The following is a 15,431-nucleotide window of genomic DNA, read 5'->3' as shown; positions in this document are numbered from 1 at the left end:
CAAATCCTTATAGCCTGTGTCTGCTTCAGCCGTCAATCCCTTCCACAATAAACACCCGATATTGTGCGCCCTGGTGCCTATGCTTAACGGCCTGCTGATATTGTGGACTGTGATACCAGGCTTCGGCCGCTTTGACGGTGGGAAAGCGATGGATTAAACACCCCTCAAAGGACGGACCTTCGAGGATATTGAGCGCGCCATATTTCACCAGCGGCGTGACCGCATGCCCCTCCCTAGCGAGAGGGGCCAGGCTGGCATAAGTATCCATGGCGACCTGATCCATGGTCTGCTCACGCATCATGACCACATAGGCACTCATGATGTTTGCGCACCTTGCAGACGTTCTACAAGAGACTGTGCGGCTAAGGCAGACGACGCCGGATTTTGCCCGGTAATCAACAAACCATCCTCGACCACATAGGGTTGCCAGTCAGCGCCTTTTGAAAAAATACCGCCATGATTGGCCAGCATATCTTCGACCAGGAAAGGGACGACATTGGTTAAGCCAACGGCTTCTTCTTCAGTATTGGTGAAACCGGTGACTTTCTTGCCCGCCACCAGCGGGCGACCATCTGGCTGTTTGGCATGGCGCAACACACCAGGCGCATGACAAACCAGCGCGACAGGTTTACCTGCATGCAATGTCGACTCGATCAAGCTAATGGAGTCGCGGTCCTCTGCCAGGTCCCACAATGGCCCGTGCCCGCCTGGATAAAATACTGCATCAAAACCATTATGTGACACCGAACTTAAGGGCACGGTCGTCGCCAGGGCTTTGCCTGCTTCTGCATCGGCTTCAAAACGTTTGGTGTCCGCTGTTTGAAAAGCGGGATCATTACTTTTAGGATCCAGCGGCGGCTGGCCGCCTTTAGGCGATGCCAATGTCAATTGCGCACCCGCAGCCTTAAACGCGTAATAAGGCGCAGCCAGCTCTTCGAGCCAGAAACCAGTTTTAAGGCCAGTATTACCCAGGGTGTCATGCGAGGTGAGGACGATCAGGATGTTCATTTAAAGCTCCTTAGTGATTAAGTGATCAGGTGAGTCCATCATGAACGCTTTGATTCCATTTTTGAAATTTATTATGTATATTTTAATTATTCACCATATGAATAATTAAAATGCGCTACGACCTGAATCTATTACGAGTATTTATCGCCTTGATGGAAGAGCGCAGTGTGACACGCGCGGCTGACCGGCTTGGCATCACGCAGCCAGCATTGTCGAATGCATTGAACCGCCTGCGGGAGATACTCCAGGATCCATTATTTATCCGCGAACGTTATGGCATGCAACCGACACAGAAAGCGGAGGCATTGGCGCCAGTGATCATGGAAGCCATTGGGCAACTGGATGAAATCGTGCTGGAACAGCAAGCTTTTGACCCAGCCAGTGCCAATTTGTTATTCACCATTGCACCTAATAGTTATGTCGAATATGTGCTGATTCCGGCAGTCGTGGCCAAGCTGCGCGTACTGGCCCCTGGCATCAAGCTGCGCATTATTCCTTACGGTAATGACCTTGCTGAAACCGGGGTGATTTCAGGCAGTACAGCGCTGGTCATGGGCCGTTTTGTCGACCCGCCAGACAACCTGATTGTGCAGCACCTGATGGATGACAGGCTGGCTTGTGTGGTGCGCGCCGATCACCCGACTGTTGGCAATGAAATCACCAAGACGCAATATGAACAGCTGAAACATGTGAATGTATTGCCGCCAGGACGCATGCGCGCAGGGTTGTTTCAGGCATTAGACCGGCATGGTTTGAAACGTGAAGTGGCGGTGTCGGTCACGCATTTTCTGTCGGTACCAGAAGTGATTTCCGTCACCGATTATTGCACCACACTGCCGATCCAGATTTGCCGCCGCCTGGCAAATGACACGCGCTTAAAAATCCTGCCAACACCAGTCGACCTGGGTACTTTTCCAGTCGATATCGCCTGGCATGTCAGATACCGGCAAGATCCCGCACATCGCTGGCTGCGGTCATTAATTGAAGACGTGGCGCAAACACTTTAGCCATGCTTACGCGGCATCAATCAGGCCATGCTTCATGGCCAGCCGCACCATTTCTACGGGGCTGTTCACCGAGAGTTTTTGCTTGATCAGGGTATAGTAATTGGCCACTGTTTTCTGGCTGATTTTGAGCATATCAGCCACCTCTTCCACGCGCTTGCCTTCGGCCAACAGGCGAAACACTTCGAACTCGCGTGACGTCAATTGCTGCAAGGGATTGCTTTCGCCAATCAAGGTTTGCAAGGCGACTTTCTGCGCCACATCCTGGCTTAAAAACGTGCGGCCTTTGGCCACATCCAGCACCGCCTGCACGAGATCTTCCGCCACACCGGTTTTAGTCACATACCCTTTCACGCCGGTTTTGAGTGCCTGCGCTGCGAACGATACCGCCTCGTGCATGGAGAAAATCACGATTCTGGCTTGCGGATAGCGCTGCAAAATACGTTTTGCGGCTTCCAGGCCACCCATGCCAGGCATGGAAATATCCATCAGCATGACATCAGGCAAGATCTCGCCATAGACTTGATACGCTGATTCCCCGGTATCTGCCTCGGCCACAATCTCAATTGATTTATGGCTCTCAAGCAAGCGACGCAACCCTGAACGCACCACGGTGTGATCATCCACCAAAACCACTTTAACTGTCATGTCACTGCTTCCTGAAAACCTTCTGTTGTGTGAAAACGGACTTCGATGCGCGTCCCCTGGCCCGGTGCGCTGCTAATTTTCATACTGCCCATCAAGCCCTCAACCCGCTCTTGCATACCTGCCAGGCCATAGCCGCGACTTTGCACACTGGTATCAAACCCACGTCCATCATCCTCTATCATCAACGACAAGCCTTGCTCATCTTCCGTCACTTCTATCGTCACGCGGGTAGCAGCCGCATGCTTGCTGATATTCGTCAGGCACTCCTGCAAAATACGGTAAACCGTCACCGACACCGATTCATCATGCTGACTCAGGTGATTTGAAATCGCATTCACTACCATGATGCCGCGATTACGATCATGCCAGTGATGAATCAACTCGGCCAACGCCAGGCTCAACCCTAGCTCATCCAGCACGCGCGGGCGCAAACGCGCCAGGATATCCTGAATAGTCACCATCATTTGCCGTGTGATCTGCGCAATCGCCTGTGCGCTTTCGCGTGCCACACTGAGCTTTTTCGCCGCCACCAGCGCACTGGCATCTACATGCACCGCGGTCAGGTATTGGCCGATTTCGTCATGCAGGTCACGCGCCAGCTTTTTACGCTCTTCTTCCTGCAGATGAATAATCTGCTGCGTTAAACGGTGATTATTGCGTATGCTTTGCTCCAGCGTGCTGGCCATGCTATTGAACTTGTCACTGATTTCACTCAGCTCAATCTGCTCAAACCCAGGCAAGCGGCTTTGATATTCACCGCGCTCAATCTGGTTCAAACCATGAATAATCTGCTTCACTGGCTTAAACGTCGCGCGCACCGTCCAATAAACAAACAACAATACGCTGAGACCAAACAGGCCGACAATCGCCAGCAAACCAGAGGTGTCGTCCCAAATCTCGCGCAACTCAAAACTCGGGTCTGGTGTAATGACCAGCTCACCGATAAAGCGCCCGTTTAAAATAATATTCTTGCGTTTGGGTTCATTGAGCACGCTGGAAATATCCAGCAGGCGTACAAACCACGCCGGTGGCTCTTCACCGGTATGCTCCAATCGCGTCGAGCGGTTAGACTCACGCAAGCGGCCATTCATATCAAAAAAATCCACCTTCAAATGGCGGATATTGGTCAGCTCATCCAGCCTGAACAGATTGGTTTGACCATTTTCACTGTTATTCAACCAGCCAAAATCTGTCATGTAATGCGCAATTTCCGCATCCAGCAAATGAATCACCAGATTGGTGCTTGAATCCACCTCAGCCAATACGTCTTCGCGCGCATTCTTCACCACGGATACTGCCCAGGTCAGCAATAAGCCGAGCAATAACAAGGTAATAATCAGATTAAGTTTGAACTGAAGACTGAGAGATTTCATCATGCTGTGTGGATTTTAAAGTCGATCGCCCAAAAACTATCGGGAATTTTTCCCGATTCATACCCCTGGTATGCAGGGATACCACGCATTATAGGCGGACTAGCGAATCACCACACCCCAAGGCAAGGTGCCGACCGGGATATCCTTTAACCGCTGATTCGTTTGGGTATCAATCACAGACACGCTATGACTACGGCCATTGGCGACATACAGTTTTTTGCCATCTGGCGTCAGTGCCATATTCCACGGCCGTTGCCCCACCGCGATAGTGGCAATCACCTGACGGCTGGCAGTATCAATCACGCTGATATTATGGTCGCCGCCGTTGCTGACATAAATACGGCTGCCATCGGCATTGACCTTGACACCATTAGAGCGCAAGCCGACTTTGATATTGGCTTGCACCTTCCAGTCACTGGTGGATACAATTTCCAGCAAATTTGCCGCTTCGTTGGCGACATAAGCCCATTTGCCGTCCGGGCTGAAGCCCACGCCGCGCGGATGCTTGGTGGCAGCAATCACATGTTCGGATTTGAGTGATGTCAGATTGATCACATCCACATTATTGCTTTCTTCATTGCTCGCCAATAACCACTGCTGATCAGGCGAAAATACACAGTGCTCGGGGTTTCTGCCCTGGGTATGAATGGTGTGTTTGACCTTATTGGCCTGCAGATCTACCAGCGCCACCGCATTTTCCTCTTCCAGGCAGGCAGCCAGCAGCTTGCCATCCGGTGAAATATCTATTCCCTCAGGTTCGTCGCCGACCTTGATCAAAGCGACTTGCTTGCCTTGTTGGGTATCTACCACAGCCACCGCATTTTTATCGCGCACGACGACATACAAGTTTTGATTGCCAGGGTGTACGGCGGCTGCCTGAATTTTTTTACCGAACTGGCCCTTGGCTGGCAGGCGCTTAACCACCTCATCGGTACTGGTATCAATGACCGACACCGTGCCATCTTTTTCATTGGGCACATACGCGAAAGGTTGGGAGAACGCTGAGAAAGAGGTAGTGGCCAAAGCCGCTGTGAATAGAAGCTGTTGCAGTGCTTGTTGCATAGAGTGTCCTTCAAAAAAATCGACCAGTTGCTGCAACAACTGGCCTGAACATGGAGATATACTTTATGCAAATCAATTAAATTAAGTCATTTAAATTGATAATTGCATATTAAGCATGCTGCGACTGACCCAATAGCGGCAGCCTTCCCGATTTCATCGGGATTTACTCCCGATAAACTGACCAAACGCCCGCGGCTGCGCACCGACGGCAACCGTTGCTTTAACAAGCAGGCGTTCACTGTCGATGATGGCAATAACGTTATCCATCCAGCTGGCCACCACCACCTGCTGGTGCTCAGCATCGAAAGCAATACCTTCCGGCGTGCCCGGCACACGAATCTTGCGCATGGTTTGCCGCGTTGCCAGATCAATCACGCTCACGCTATCGTCACCCGTATTACTGACAAACAAGCGTTGCCCGTGATGGTCCGGTGTCGCGCAATACGGGTGATCGCCCGTATTCAGCGTCGCCAGTACCTGTTGAGTGCGCGTATCCATCACGCTGACCGTATTTGAATACACATTCACCACAAATAATTGCTGGCCATCTGGACTTAAACTCAAGCCAAATGGATGCTTGCCAACTTTGACCCGATGACGCGCTTTGTTGCTGTGGGTATCAATCACACTGATATCGTCACTGTCGCGATTGGCAACATACAAAGTGCTACCATCCAGACTCAATTGCAGGCCGCCCGGCGCCTGCCCGACCGGGATGTTTGCCAGTACCTGCCCGTTATCTGCAGCCACGACCAGCAAAGTATCGTGATACCAGTCAGCCACATACAAACGGTCACCCGTTTTACTCACGGCCAACCCGACTGGCGCAATCGGTAAATCAATCGTACGTATCACTTGCTGATGCTGCATATCGATGACCGACAATGAGTGGCCTTCAACATTGCTTACATACACTTTTTGCTGTTGCTGATCGACCGCCACACCAACCGGCGACTTGCCCACTGCCAGGGTATGCAGCACGGTGCGCTGCTGCATATCGACCACCGACACCGTGTGATCACCCTGGTTGGTGATATAAGCAAGCTCTGCTGCTTGCCCATGCAGAACCATACAGGCCAACCATAACCCGGCAAATATTTGAAAGTATGGGCGTGCAGACGCCATGCTGGACGCCTTCCGAAAAAACATACTTCTCCTCGCGTATGGTCTTTGAGCGATGTTCAACTATAGGTGTTTATCTGTCTTAAAACGTCAGACAGTATCCTGCAACTGGCAGGGATTTTTTCACGGAAGGGAGGCTAGGAAGCAGATACTCTTTGCGCAAAATGGGCATTAATCGCCGCCATATCCAGCGCTTGCCACATATGCAGATGATGTTTCAGCTCGTGGGCGTGCATAGCGCCATTGACCAGGTCAATCACCACGCGCTCGCGTACCACCATCAACGCTGGTACTTGTGCAACCTGAAAATTGGCCGCCAGGTCTGTGGCCACATCCATATCTACCGTAGCAAACAAGATGTGGGGCGTTTGTGCGGCTACCTCGGCAAATACCGGTGCAAAGGTCTGGCAAGGCGCACACCACTTAGCGGTAAACAGTACAACCATAAAATCATGCGCGGTTACTTGCTGGTTAAACGCGGCTTGGCTGTCTATGGGGTAAAGATTATTGACATTCATGGAGTTTCCTTGGAAGGGGCGCCTGCTGCTGGCAGGCGTTTAATCACGCTCAGGGTCCAGTGTTGCGGCCCGGCTATGCTTTGCGAACAGCCGAGTTCTGCGACCGGCACCTGCGCACTCAACACATGGCGGGTATGGTCTGCCGTTTGCACTTGCATAAACCAGCGATCCACCCACACTTCAAGCGCAACATTGCTGTGCTCAGATAAGGCCTCAGTATTAAGTTGCAGCGAAATCAGCTTGCCACCATGCGCCAGACACAAGCTATCATCACTTTCAACCAGGGCAACCGCATCTGCTTCACTGGCGGCCCGGGCCGCCACACTCCAGCAAAGCAAGCAGGCACTGAGTATCAGGCTGCTCAGGCGCACAAGGCCGATCCTATGCGTTGCAGCAAAGGTCGCACACTGGCGCATATCTTTTTGCGCCAGGCACTTTGATTGGCAGCTGCATTCTGGCGACCGTCTTTCAGGCCTTGCAAGCCGTCTTTGACAAAACTGTCGACCGCACTTTTGGCTGATTCATCATCCTGCCCGGCTGGCGGTTCATTGCCGGTAAAGGCGCGGTAATAGCGTGCTGTCCACACCACCTTGGCATTGCTGCCATCGGCCACCACCTTGATTTTGCCATTCAAGGAGCTGACAGGTAGCGCTTCCAGGTCAATGTCGCCCGACAGGCGATAAGCCACCGTCATGTCTGCGGCAGAAACCTCATCGATTTCCTGTAATAAATGCTTGCCGTTTTTGAGGGTAATTTTTTGCTGCTTGTCGTTGACTGCCTCGCAGGCCGTCACTTGTGGATGCCATTGTGCCAGTGCACAAGGCGCGCTGATACGCTTCCATACGGCATCGGCTGCCGAATTTACCTGAATGGATTCATCGGTTTTCTGCGGTGTCGGGCCATGCGCCCAGGCATTTGCACTCATTAATCCAATCAGTAATAAAGACCACTTCATTGTTGCTCCTTCTCTAAAAAACTAAACGTGTTGTTTACTTAAAATCTGTTGTTTACTTAAAATCTGTTGTTTACTTAAAATCTGTTGTTTACTTAAAACTTTTAGTGACTGCGCAGCCTGATGCCAGACCAGCGTCGCGCCAACCACTTGACCCAGCGACTACCGGAAAATGTCAGCAGCAGGTACAGCAGCCAGCAAACTATCGCCGGCACGGCCAGCCAAGGCCTGAGGTCGGTATCGGCCCAGCGCCAGGCAGTCATGCCCAAGCCAGTCGCCCAACTGCTGCTTTGCGCTGACTGCTCCAAACGCACATAATTCAGGCCAGTGGTGTTAGCCAGGCGTTGCAGGTTCTGTTCATCCAGTGCCGAGAGGTGCGCATTATTCAGCAAATCAGTCCCCGGGCCGTGACCGGCATTGCGGTCATGCTGGCCCTGCTCCATCGCCAGTACCGACAAAGTCTCAGCCATGCCAAAGTTACCGAATCGCTGTACTTCTTCCTGCTCCCAATAGCCGGAAACCGCATTCTTTTCATCCAGTTTGGGGATTTTGCTGGCGACTGGCTTGCCCATGCCGACCAGGTATCCCTGCACATCGCCAGGTTTACCGGCATAGCCGGGCATGTATTTAGGATTGGCAGGCGGCGCCTGCTGGCCATCAGTGAAAAACATCACGCGTATCTGCTTGCCTAATTCCGGTGCCTGCTCCAGAGCGTTGTACAAACCATGTGCGATAAACGAATCCGCAGCCCAGGCCATGCGCCAGTCCATGCTGGCAACCGTTTGGTCCAGCGCGGCGAAATGGGCGCAGACCTCAACCGGCTCCACCACATTCACCACATTGCGTTCGGTAAACATCCCCAGCGCCACCCGTGAACCACAAGGCAAGGCCGATAAGGTTTTGCGTATACTTTGCTTGGCTATTTGCAAACGACTGACACTTTTACCAGCCACCTGGTAATCAGGCACATTCATGCTTTGCGTGATATCCACCACGAAATACCAGTCATAGACGCGATTGGGTAGCATTAGATGTGGCCGGAACAAGATCGTGGTGAGTAATACAAACGTCACAATCAAACACACCTTGCGCCAGGCTTGCAGCCTGGAGCCTTCACCAGACCAGCCACCCGCCAACGTGTTTAAACTCGCTCGCCATGCCGTTAAAAACCACAATTGCATCAGGGCATGCCTCTAGGATTACCCGGCATGGCTGGCCAGCCACTTGGCTCTTCTTCTGCCTTGATCTGCTCATCTTCATATTGCTGCGGCCCGGACATGCCATGCGTAGTCGGCGCCAGGCGTAAGGCCAGGTGGTAGTTGTATTTCACCTCAGACCAGTCAGGCTCTACGCGCAAGGCTTTTTGGTAGCTCTCTTTGGCCAGTGCGACCAGCGGACCCGCTTCATCCCAGGCAGGCAGGCCGCGCTGTTCCAGCAAGCGGATCGCTGTGCGCAGGTAAATATTGCCGGAATTAAAATAGGCCTGTTGGCGTAACGCATCACCTTCAGGCACTTTGCTGATCAGAGCGGCAAATTCCGATAATGCCTGTTCGGGCTTAACCTGGTTGTCATAAAACACCGCATTGGCAAACAAGGCCTGCGGCGTCTGGTTTGCACCAAGCAAGGTGTTTTCAATCAATACATGCGGTTGCAGGCTGCGACGATAGACTTCAGCCTGATAGATATCTATCGCTTGCCTGATCAGCATCACCACTGAAATTAATATCAATAGCCCCGCCCATAACACGCCACGCCGCAGGACGCCTGCCAGTTTTTTATTCATGCCTGCCACCGTTTCAATTCCAATGCATACAAACACATCAAACACACCGCCGCCAGCCACGCCAGGCCATAGGCATACTGGCTTAGATCTTGCCGCGACACAGGCTCAAGATATCTGGTCGGTTTATTTTTCAGTGTAGAGATATCGCGCACCGCGGCCATCACCGCTTGCGGGTTTTCAGCTTCATACACGCGGTAAGGCACATTCAGGGTCTGGAAATATTCATGCAGGGCATACTCAGGGTAGGCATCAATATTTTCGCCTTCTGCCAGGCTTTGCTTAAGGCTGACGCCACTCTCGGAGCGTAGATAAATCCAGTACAGCGAAGCCTTCTGGCGCATAAACATGGCGCGTAACATATCCTGGGTTTTGCCATCCAGGTGCGCCCCGCCATCTGACACCAGCACCATGGCGCGTGCGCCGGTAACCGGCTGGTCAGCAAAGTAATCCAGCGCCATACCCAAACCGCGCGCCACGGCGGTAAAGCCCATACCACCGGCTTCGGTGGCATCCAGTGCCGCCTGCACAAACTCGCGGTCATTGCCCAGTGGTGCCGCCAGAATTGGGGAAGTACTGAAAGTGACCATGCCCATTAAATCATCATGCCCTTGTGCGACCAGCGTTTTAAGGACCTTGCGGGCGACTTCCATCTTGGGCACGCGTGCTTGTGCATCATCACCTTTTTTCACAAATGGCTCATTCATGCTGGCACTGCGGTCCAGCACGATCATGACATGCGCACCACGTCCTATCTTTTCGACATATTGCGATTTCAGGTAAGGTCCGGTGAGCGCCAGACTCAAGGCCAGTATCAATAGACTTAATGCCATCTTCCACAGGCGATCCAGCCAGGCTGACAGCGGGTCCCTGGGTAAACCTTGTAATGCCGGATGCGGAAAATTCATTTGTCCGCGCAATACCCATGGCAATACCGCCAAAGGCAACAACAGCAATGGCCAGAAATCCGTCAGCCCCCAGTGCTCATTAAAGCCTGAAGCCAGTAATACGGTTTGCGCGCCTTCTTCCCACATGTTCAGGAAATCTCCACCTGGCTTAAGGTTTTGGCGAGCTGTTTCAACTCACTCAGTGACAAAGTCACTGGTTGACCGGCAAAAAAAGTTTGCTGAACATTGTGGTAAAAATCCTGCAACTTGTCGCGATAAGGTGTGATGGCTGATTGGCTGGCCAGCAGCCTGGGCAAATTTTCTGCGGTGACGGCGTAACCGGCAAATTGATCGACTGCGCGACTGATCAGGCGCATGGCCTGCATACGCGTTTCATCTTGGTCTTGCTTGAACCGACGGATACCATGCCACGCCTGCCTGAACGGCATGCGTTTTTCCTGCGGAAACTGGATCCAGCCCAGATACCAGGCAAAGTAAACCAGGCCTGAACCAAACAGAAGAAACCAAGCAGCCAGTTGCCACAGTTGCTTGGAACGCGACCATTCAGGCAATGGCGCATCTGGGTAAAGTTTGACGTGCTCGGCATCAATACGCGCTGGCAGCAGACTGGAAACAATGACTTTGTCAGCAGGTATATCTATCGTCAGGCGTTGCTGGTCGCGTTTAAATTGCAGGTGCAGGTTTTTCAGCGGCAAGGTTTTCACCGTGTCACCTGCCACAAATATCTGCCAGTCGATATCGAGTTGGATCAGGCGTTCAGCTTTGCTGTCACTGTTAATCCAGTGTGCTTTCCTGAGTTCTATGGCTTCATTTTGTGCTGGCGCTGGTAGACTGGCAGGATCCAGTTCAAAGCCTGGCGGCACATGCAGCTTAATATGTTGCCGAGCAATACTGCCCAGGGTGTAATCGGCTTCACGAGTATGGCTTTCGGCGCGTGGCTTAAAATTAGCATCGTTCGCATATGATGATTGCATCACAGCCAGCCACAGCAGGCTACCTACCAGTTTCAACAACCTTTTATGTTTTTGCCCATGCATTGCATGCAATCCCATAGTCATGACATGCTCTCCATCAAATGACGACTCACTTCTTCTGCTCGCCAGCCTGGGTTTAACCACAAGGGAGCGCGCGTACCCGCGGTTAAAAATCGTGCATTGAGTGACTTTTTTTGCTGTTTTGCATGGTCGGCGATCTGCTGGTGCAACTTACGCCTCAACATCCAGCTGCGTTCTTCACCGGTTTCCATATCGCGCAGGCGTGCCCAGCCAAAGCTGGGTAAACCCGCTGTCGCGGTACGGTCGCGTAGAACAACCGGAATCACATCGTGATGCTGTCCAGCTTGCAGGGTCTGTTGCAACAAGGCATCCGGCCAGTAAAAGTCAGACAACAGGAAAACCAGCGCGCGTTGCGAACCTAGCGACATGAGCGTTTCCGGGATAGCGTTGGCACTGCGGCCATCAGCACGATTCATTGTTTCTGCCTGCTGCCAGTAACGTGTGATTTGTTGTGCCACGGCCTGCGCTGTGCCCGGTTGAAAACTGGGCAATACTTGCAATGCCAGTTGTTCGTGATCATCCGCCGCGCGCATGCCAAACGCGTCGCCTTGCCGGTTGGCAGACCAGGCCAGTGAAGAGACAAACTCTGTCACCTGCTGGCGCATATTGGCCTCGCCCTGGAAAAACATGGAGCTGGAGACATCGATAATCGCATAGACCCGTACAGCAGCGCGTTCCAGATAGGTTCTCACCAGCCATTGCCTGGGTACAGTGCGTACGCTGGCGCGGATATCGATGCGTTTCGGGTCAGGGCACGCCAGCAACGAGGCAAACCCGGCAAAGTCACTGCCATTGCCATGGTGCGTAGTGAGCGTTGCCCCGGCGTGGTATGACTTGGAGCGCCAGTTCATATTGTAAAAAAACTGGCTTGGCTCAAACGCAGCCTGAAGCTGCGACGATGATGGACTCATCTCGGAAGCATTCGCCGTGGGTACTGACAGGATAGCCATAAAGATAAAAACAGACTGCCGCCAGACTTAAGGGGCAGACACCTTGTCCAGAACCGCTTGCAATAACAGTGGCGCCAGTCGTGCGTGTTGCAGGGCATAAGCGCCATTGAAGAATACGCGATGCGTCATGACAAATGGCCACACGGCACGGATATCGTCCGGCGTTAAATAATCACGGCCTTCTATCCAGGCACGCGTGCGCGCACTGCGCATGAGCATGGCGGTACCGCGCGGGCTGGCACCGCCAGCCAGCAAGCGTGACATATCGACATCGGGTAACTGAATGCCGGCTGCTACCGGGTCTTTTAGCGCACGCCATAAATCAACGGCATACTCCTGCAATGCGATTTCGGCCCGGACTGAATTCTGTATGGTTTCCGCGACCAGGTTTAACTGGTCGTAAGGCGTTAATCCGGCGGGCAGTGTCGCAATCAGCGCATCCACATCATAAAAACGAGTATCAAACATCAATGCCCGCTGCAGGTCACGCGCATCCGGCGCCTGCACCGAAATTTCCATCAAGAAGCGATCACGTGCGGCAGCCGGGATTTCAAAGGTTTCTTCACGTTCCAGCCGGTTGCGGTCAGCAAACACGGTCAGGTGTGGGAAACGGTATTCGCGGTTAAAGGCATTCACCGAACGCTCCGCCATCAGGCGTAAAAACAGGGCATGCGCCTGCGGACGGGCACGGTTGATTTCATTAAAGAAAAATACCGCCAGGGCTTCATCGTGCTGTAATAACGGGCCCGGTTTAACCGCCGCCTGACCATGCTCATTGATATAAGCATGGTAAAGAAAATCGCTAGGCATCAAATCAATGGCGCCTTCTATCCGCTGATAACCGCCGCCCAATAGTTGGGCTGCTGCGCGTAACAGCGTGGTTTTACCTACGCCGACATCGCCTTCCAGCAACACGTGCCCACGTGAAAAAATCGCAATGGTCAGTGCGCGCGTTTGCTCCGGCATGCCCACCACCACGGTGTTAATGGCCTTTTCAAATGCTAGGGCGCGCTCACGCCAGGCGGCTAATTCAATTTTATTTTCCATACACCATCCATGATTCAGAATGAAACAGGCCACTGTCGACTGCATACAATCGACACCGGTTTGCCACATGCATTGAGGGGGCGAAACTGACACCGGAAACGATGCCAGTTTCCTAGGGGGGAATTAAGATTACTTCACGTCAAACACGAAATTACCGCTGGATTTGGCATTCGCAATGCGTTTTGCGTTGCGTGCATCCATCAATTTGATGGATTCCTCTTGCTTGTTGAGTTCTACCGGATCATGTTTCGGGTCATATTTGGAACCCGCAATTTTTTCCGGATAGCCAGGTTTGGCTTCCCAGCAGTTTCCTGGCTCTTTACAACTTTGACCGTCGTAAGCCAGCGCCTGATTTGACACCGCAAACACACTGGCAACAGCCAGTAATGCCAATACGTGTTTCATCACTTTCTCCTTAATCATAAATTAGCTGGTGTATTGTTTTCGATTAACGGATTGCCCACCAGCCTAACAATCCGATAATGGGCTTAACCGTGTGGCGCAGCGCCACCGTTTTTAAGGTTTTCTTCGGCCTGATGCCGGATCCAGGCAATCACATGCAGAATCTCGTCGACGGTCATCCTGCCTTGTTGTGGCCCCATCATGCCGGCAGCGCCACCATAAATGGTTTCAAAGATGCCTTTGTCGGTTTCGTTTTTAGGGTAAGTCCAGTAATCATCAGCCAGCGCAGGCCCTAACTTGCCTTCAGCCAGGTGACCATGGCAGCCGGAACAGGCGGTAGAGAAAATGGTGTAGCCTTTTTTAATTTCTTCCTCATTGCCACGGTACGGGTTTTCGCCGGTTGCCATGAAATGCTTGGCTTCAGGCGTGAAGGTTTCATCTTCCATCGGCGCAAGGTCCAGCACATCGCCGGACAGCGTGCCGCGGAACTCGATCGCCGGGCCATCCTTCAGTACCACTTTCGCTGGCTCAGTTTTGCTGGCACCCTGGGTTTGCGCAGAGGTGTCGTCCTTGGCGCACGCCACGGTAAAGAAAGTCGCCATGACCAGGCCGGAGAGTCCAAACGCCATCGCCAGCTGTTGTTTCACACGGCGCAACGGCATGGCCTGCGATTGAGATTGTTGAGATTCTTTCAATTCAAACTCCAAAAACTAATTAATCAAGATTGTGATTTACTGAAGGTTCAGCAGAGGAATACCTTCCTCTTTGAGAATGGCGGTGATTTCCGTCCCGTGTTTTTCAATGACGCCATTCAGGGCCTGTACCAACTCAGGGCGTTTTTTGCTCACACCCATGACCACGTCGTAATGCATGGGGATTTTTTCACCATTGGTTTTTTTGGCGTTGTCTTCCACCATCACCATGTTCAATGGCACTTCAGAGGCACGTACATAACGCGCGGCTTCCGGTGCCCACAGCATGGCCATATGCAGATGCATGTTGGCGACATCATTCACCAGGCGGGAAGGTTCAACATGCACATAGCGATTACGTGTTGACTGGAAATTCTGGATCTCGGTGAAGTAATCAAACATGTCATCAAAGCGGTTAATCTGCAGCAACATGTTTTTACCCGGGCTATCCGGCATGACGCCGATACGGAAATTCTTTTCCTTGAGGTAAGGATGGTCCCAGGAAGTGACGTCGATTTCGCGATCTACACGGGTGACAAACACGTAAGAAGAACGGTAATAAGGCTTGGTGACCAGCACACGCGGATCGTTAGGGTCAGTGCCTATCAGCACATCACATTTGCCTTCTTCCATGTCCTTTTGCAGGGTTAACGGGTTGGTCCACCAGAAATAATTGACGGGCACATTCAGTGTTTTGCCAATGACAGCGGCGATCTTGTTTTCAAAGCCTTGTTTCTGGTCATTGGAAAAAGGTAATTCGGATTTACCGGCACAGATATTCAGTGCTTCGGCAGCGAGTGTGGGCAATGCAAACACACTCAGGGTCAAGGACAAGCAAACGCTCAACCAGGTACGACTATTCTTTTTAACTTCAGCAAACATTTGTTCTCTTCTCCATTAGAGAGAACAG

General features: G+C 52.2%; 19 protein-coding genes. 1 reads left to right on the top strand and 18 read right to left on the bottom strand.

Translation table 11 applies throughout. The features are described 5' to 3' along the window. Positions 1 to 25: 25 nt before the first annotated feature. The gene (locus GQ52_RS09145; protein WP_047517011.1) at positions 26 to 319 is read right to left on the bottom strand and encodes a DUF1330 domain-containing protein; all 294 of its coding nucleotides are present in this window, start codon (positions 317 to 319) and stop codon (positions 26 to 28) included. Continuing rightward, positions 316 to 1,008 (bottom strand): type 1 glutamine amidotransferase domain-containing protein, encoded by a 693-nt coding sequence (locus GQ52_RS09140; protein ID WP_047517008.1) that lies wholly within the window; start codon positions 1,006 to 1,008, stop codon positions 316 to 318. The genes GQ52_RS09145 and GQ52_RS09140 overlap by 4 nt, the downstream gene beginning before the upstream one ends. Before the next feature lie 110 nt (positions 1,009 to 1,118). Between GQ52_RS09140 and GQ52_RS09135 the strand changes: the two genes are divergently transcribed. Beyond that, entirely contained in the window at positions 1,119 to 2,015 is an 897-nt protein-coding gene (locus tag GQ52_RS09135) for a LysR substrate-binding domain-containing protein (protein ID WP_047517005.1), read from the top strand. A 6-nt stretch (positions 2,016 to 2,021) separates the two neighbouring features. Here GQ52_RS09135 and GQ52_RS09130 read toward each other — a convergent pair whose 3' ends face one another. From GQ52_RS09130 to moxJ, 16 genes are all read right to left on the bottom strand, one after another. Continuing rightward, positions 2,022 to 2,660 (bottom strand): response regulator transcription factor, encoded by a 639-nt coding sequence (locus tag GQ52_RS09130; RefSeq protein ID WP_019883019.1) that lies wholly within the window; start codon positions 2,658 to 2,660, stop codon positions 2,022 to 2,024. Beyond that, the gene (locus GQ52_RS09125; RefSeq protein WP_047517002.1) at positions 2,657 to 4,036 is read right to left on the bottom strand and encodes an ATP-binding protein; all 1,380 of its coding nucleotides are present in this window, start codon (positions 4,034 to 4,036) and stop codon (positions 2,657 to 2,659) included. Before GQ52_RS09125 ends, GQ52_RS09130 begins: the two co-directional genes overlap by 4 nt. A gap of 96 nt (positions 4,037 to 4,132) precedes the next feature. Then, positions 4,133 to 5,095 (bottom strand): beta-propeller fold lactonase family protein, encoded by a 963-nt coding sequence (locus GQ52_RS09120; protein WP_200884053.1) that lies wholly within the window; start codon positions 5,093 to 5,095, stop codon positions 4,133 to 4,135. Positions 5,096 to 5,248: 153 nt separating this feature from the next. Beyond that, positions 5,249 to 6,220, bottom strand: coding sequence for a YncE family protein (locus GQ52_RS09115; protein ID WP_047516996.1), 972 nt, complete (start codon positions 6,218 to 6,220; stop codon positions 5,249 to 5,251). Positions 6,221 to 6,354: 134 nt separating this feature from the next. After that, the gene (locus GQ52_RS09110) at positions 6,355 to 6,735 is read right to left on the bottom strand and encodes a thioredoxin family protein (RefSeq protein ID WP_047516993.1); all 381 of its coding nucleotides are present in this window, start codon (positions 6,733 to 6,735) and stop codon (positions 6,355 to 6,357) included. Beyond that, complete coding sequence (locus GQ52_RS09105; RefSeq protein WP_235273104.1) at positions 6,732 to 7,106, bottom strand: hypothetical protein; 375 nt, start codon at positions 7,104 to 7,106, stop codon at positions 6,732 to 6,734. Before GQ52_RS09105 ends, GQ52_RS09110 begins: the two co-directional genes overlap by 4 nt. Then, on the bottom strand, positions 7,097 to 7,690 hold the full coding sequence (locus GQ52_RS09100) for an SRPBCC family protein (RefSeq protein ID WP_047516987.1): 594 nt from the start codon (positions 7,688 to 7,690) through the stop codon (positions 7,097 to 7,099). Before GQ52_RS09100 ends, GQ52_RS09105 begins: the two co-directional genes overlap by 10 nt. 101 nt (positions 7,691 to 7,791) lie before the next feature. Continuing rightward, entirely contained in the window at positions 7,792 to 8,868 is a 1,077-nt protein-coding gene (locus GQ52_RS09095) for a vWA domain-containing protein (protein ID WP_047516984.1), read from the bottom strand. Next, positions 8,868 to 9,470: a hypothetical protein gene (locus tag GQ52_RS09090; RefSeq protein WP_047516981.1), complete on the bottom strand. Its 603-nt coding sequence runs from the start codon at positions 9,468 to 9,470 to the stop codon at positions 8,868 to 8,870. The genes GQ52_RS09095 and GQ52_RS09090 overlap by 1 nt, the downstream gene beginning before the upstream one ends. Beyond that, entirely contained in the window at positions 9,467 to 10,501 is a 1,035-nt protein-coding gene (locus GQ52_RS09085; protein ID WP_047516978.1) for a VWA domain-containing protein, read from the bottom strand. Before GQ52_RS09085 ends, GQ52_RS09090 begins: the two co-directional genes overlap by 4 nt. Before the next feature lie 2 nt (positions 10,502 to 10,503). Continuing rightward, on the bottom strand, positions 10,504 to 11,433 hold the full coding sequence (locus tag GQ52_RS09080) for a hypothetical protein (protein WP_047516975.1): 930 nt from the start codon (positions 11,431 to 11,433) through the stop codon (positions 10,504 to 10,506). Further along, positions 11,430 to 12,341 carry a DUF58 domain-containing protein gene (locus GQ52_RS09075; protein WP_047516973.1) on the bottom strand — a complete coding sequence of 304 codons (912 nt, stop codon included), beginning with the start codon at positions 12,339 to 12,341 and terminating at the stop codon, positions 11,430 to 11,432. The genes GQ52_RS09080 and GQ52_RS09075 overlap by 4 nt, the downstream gene beginning before the upstream one ends. A 66-nt stretch (positions 12,342 to 12,407) precedes the next feature. Continuing rightward, a complete protein-coding gene (locus GQ52_RS09070) occupies positions 12,408 to 13,427 on the bottom strand; it encodes a MoxR family ATPase (protein ID WP_047516970.1) in 1,020 nt (339 codons plus the stop codon). A gap of 129 nt (positions 13,428 to 13,556) precedes the next feature. Continuing rightward, positions 13,557 to 13,832: a methanol dehydrogenase [cytochrome c] subunit gene (locus GQ52_RS09065; protein ID WP_019883035.1), complete on the bottom strand. Its 276-nt coding sequence runs from the start codon at positions 13,830 to 13,832 to the stop codon at positions 13,557 to 13,559. An 83-nt stretch (positions 13,833 to 13,915) separates the two neighbouring features. After that, complete coding sequence (gene moxG, locus GQ52_RS09060; RefSeq protein WP_047516968.1) at positions 13,916 to 14,491, bottom strand: cytochrome c(L), periplasmic; 576 nt, start codon at positions 14,489 to 14,491, stop codon at positions 13,916 to 13,918. Positions 14,492 to 14,560: 69 nt separating this feature from the next. Further along, positions 14,561 to 15,403: a methanol oxidation system protein MoxJ gene (gene moxJ / locus GQ52_RS09055; protein ID WP_047516966.1), complete on the bottom strand. Its 843-nt coding sequence runs from the start codon at positions 15,401 to 15,403 to the stop codon at positions 14,561 to 14,563. Between the last annotated feature and the right edge of the window lie 28 nt (positions 15,404 to 15,431).

Origin of the sequence: Methylophilus sp. Q8 (assembly GCF_000800115.1) — a bacterium.
In the GTDB taxonomy this organism is placed as follows: Bacteria; Pseudomonadota; Gammaproteobacteria; order Burkholderiales; family Methylophilaceae; genus Methylophilus.
Note: the sequence above shows the minus strand (reverse complement) of the source record. Positions and strands in the feature narration are given on the sequence as shown.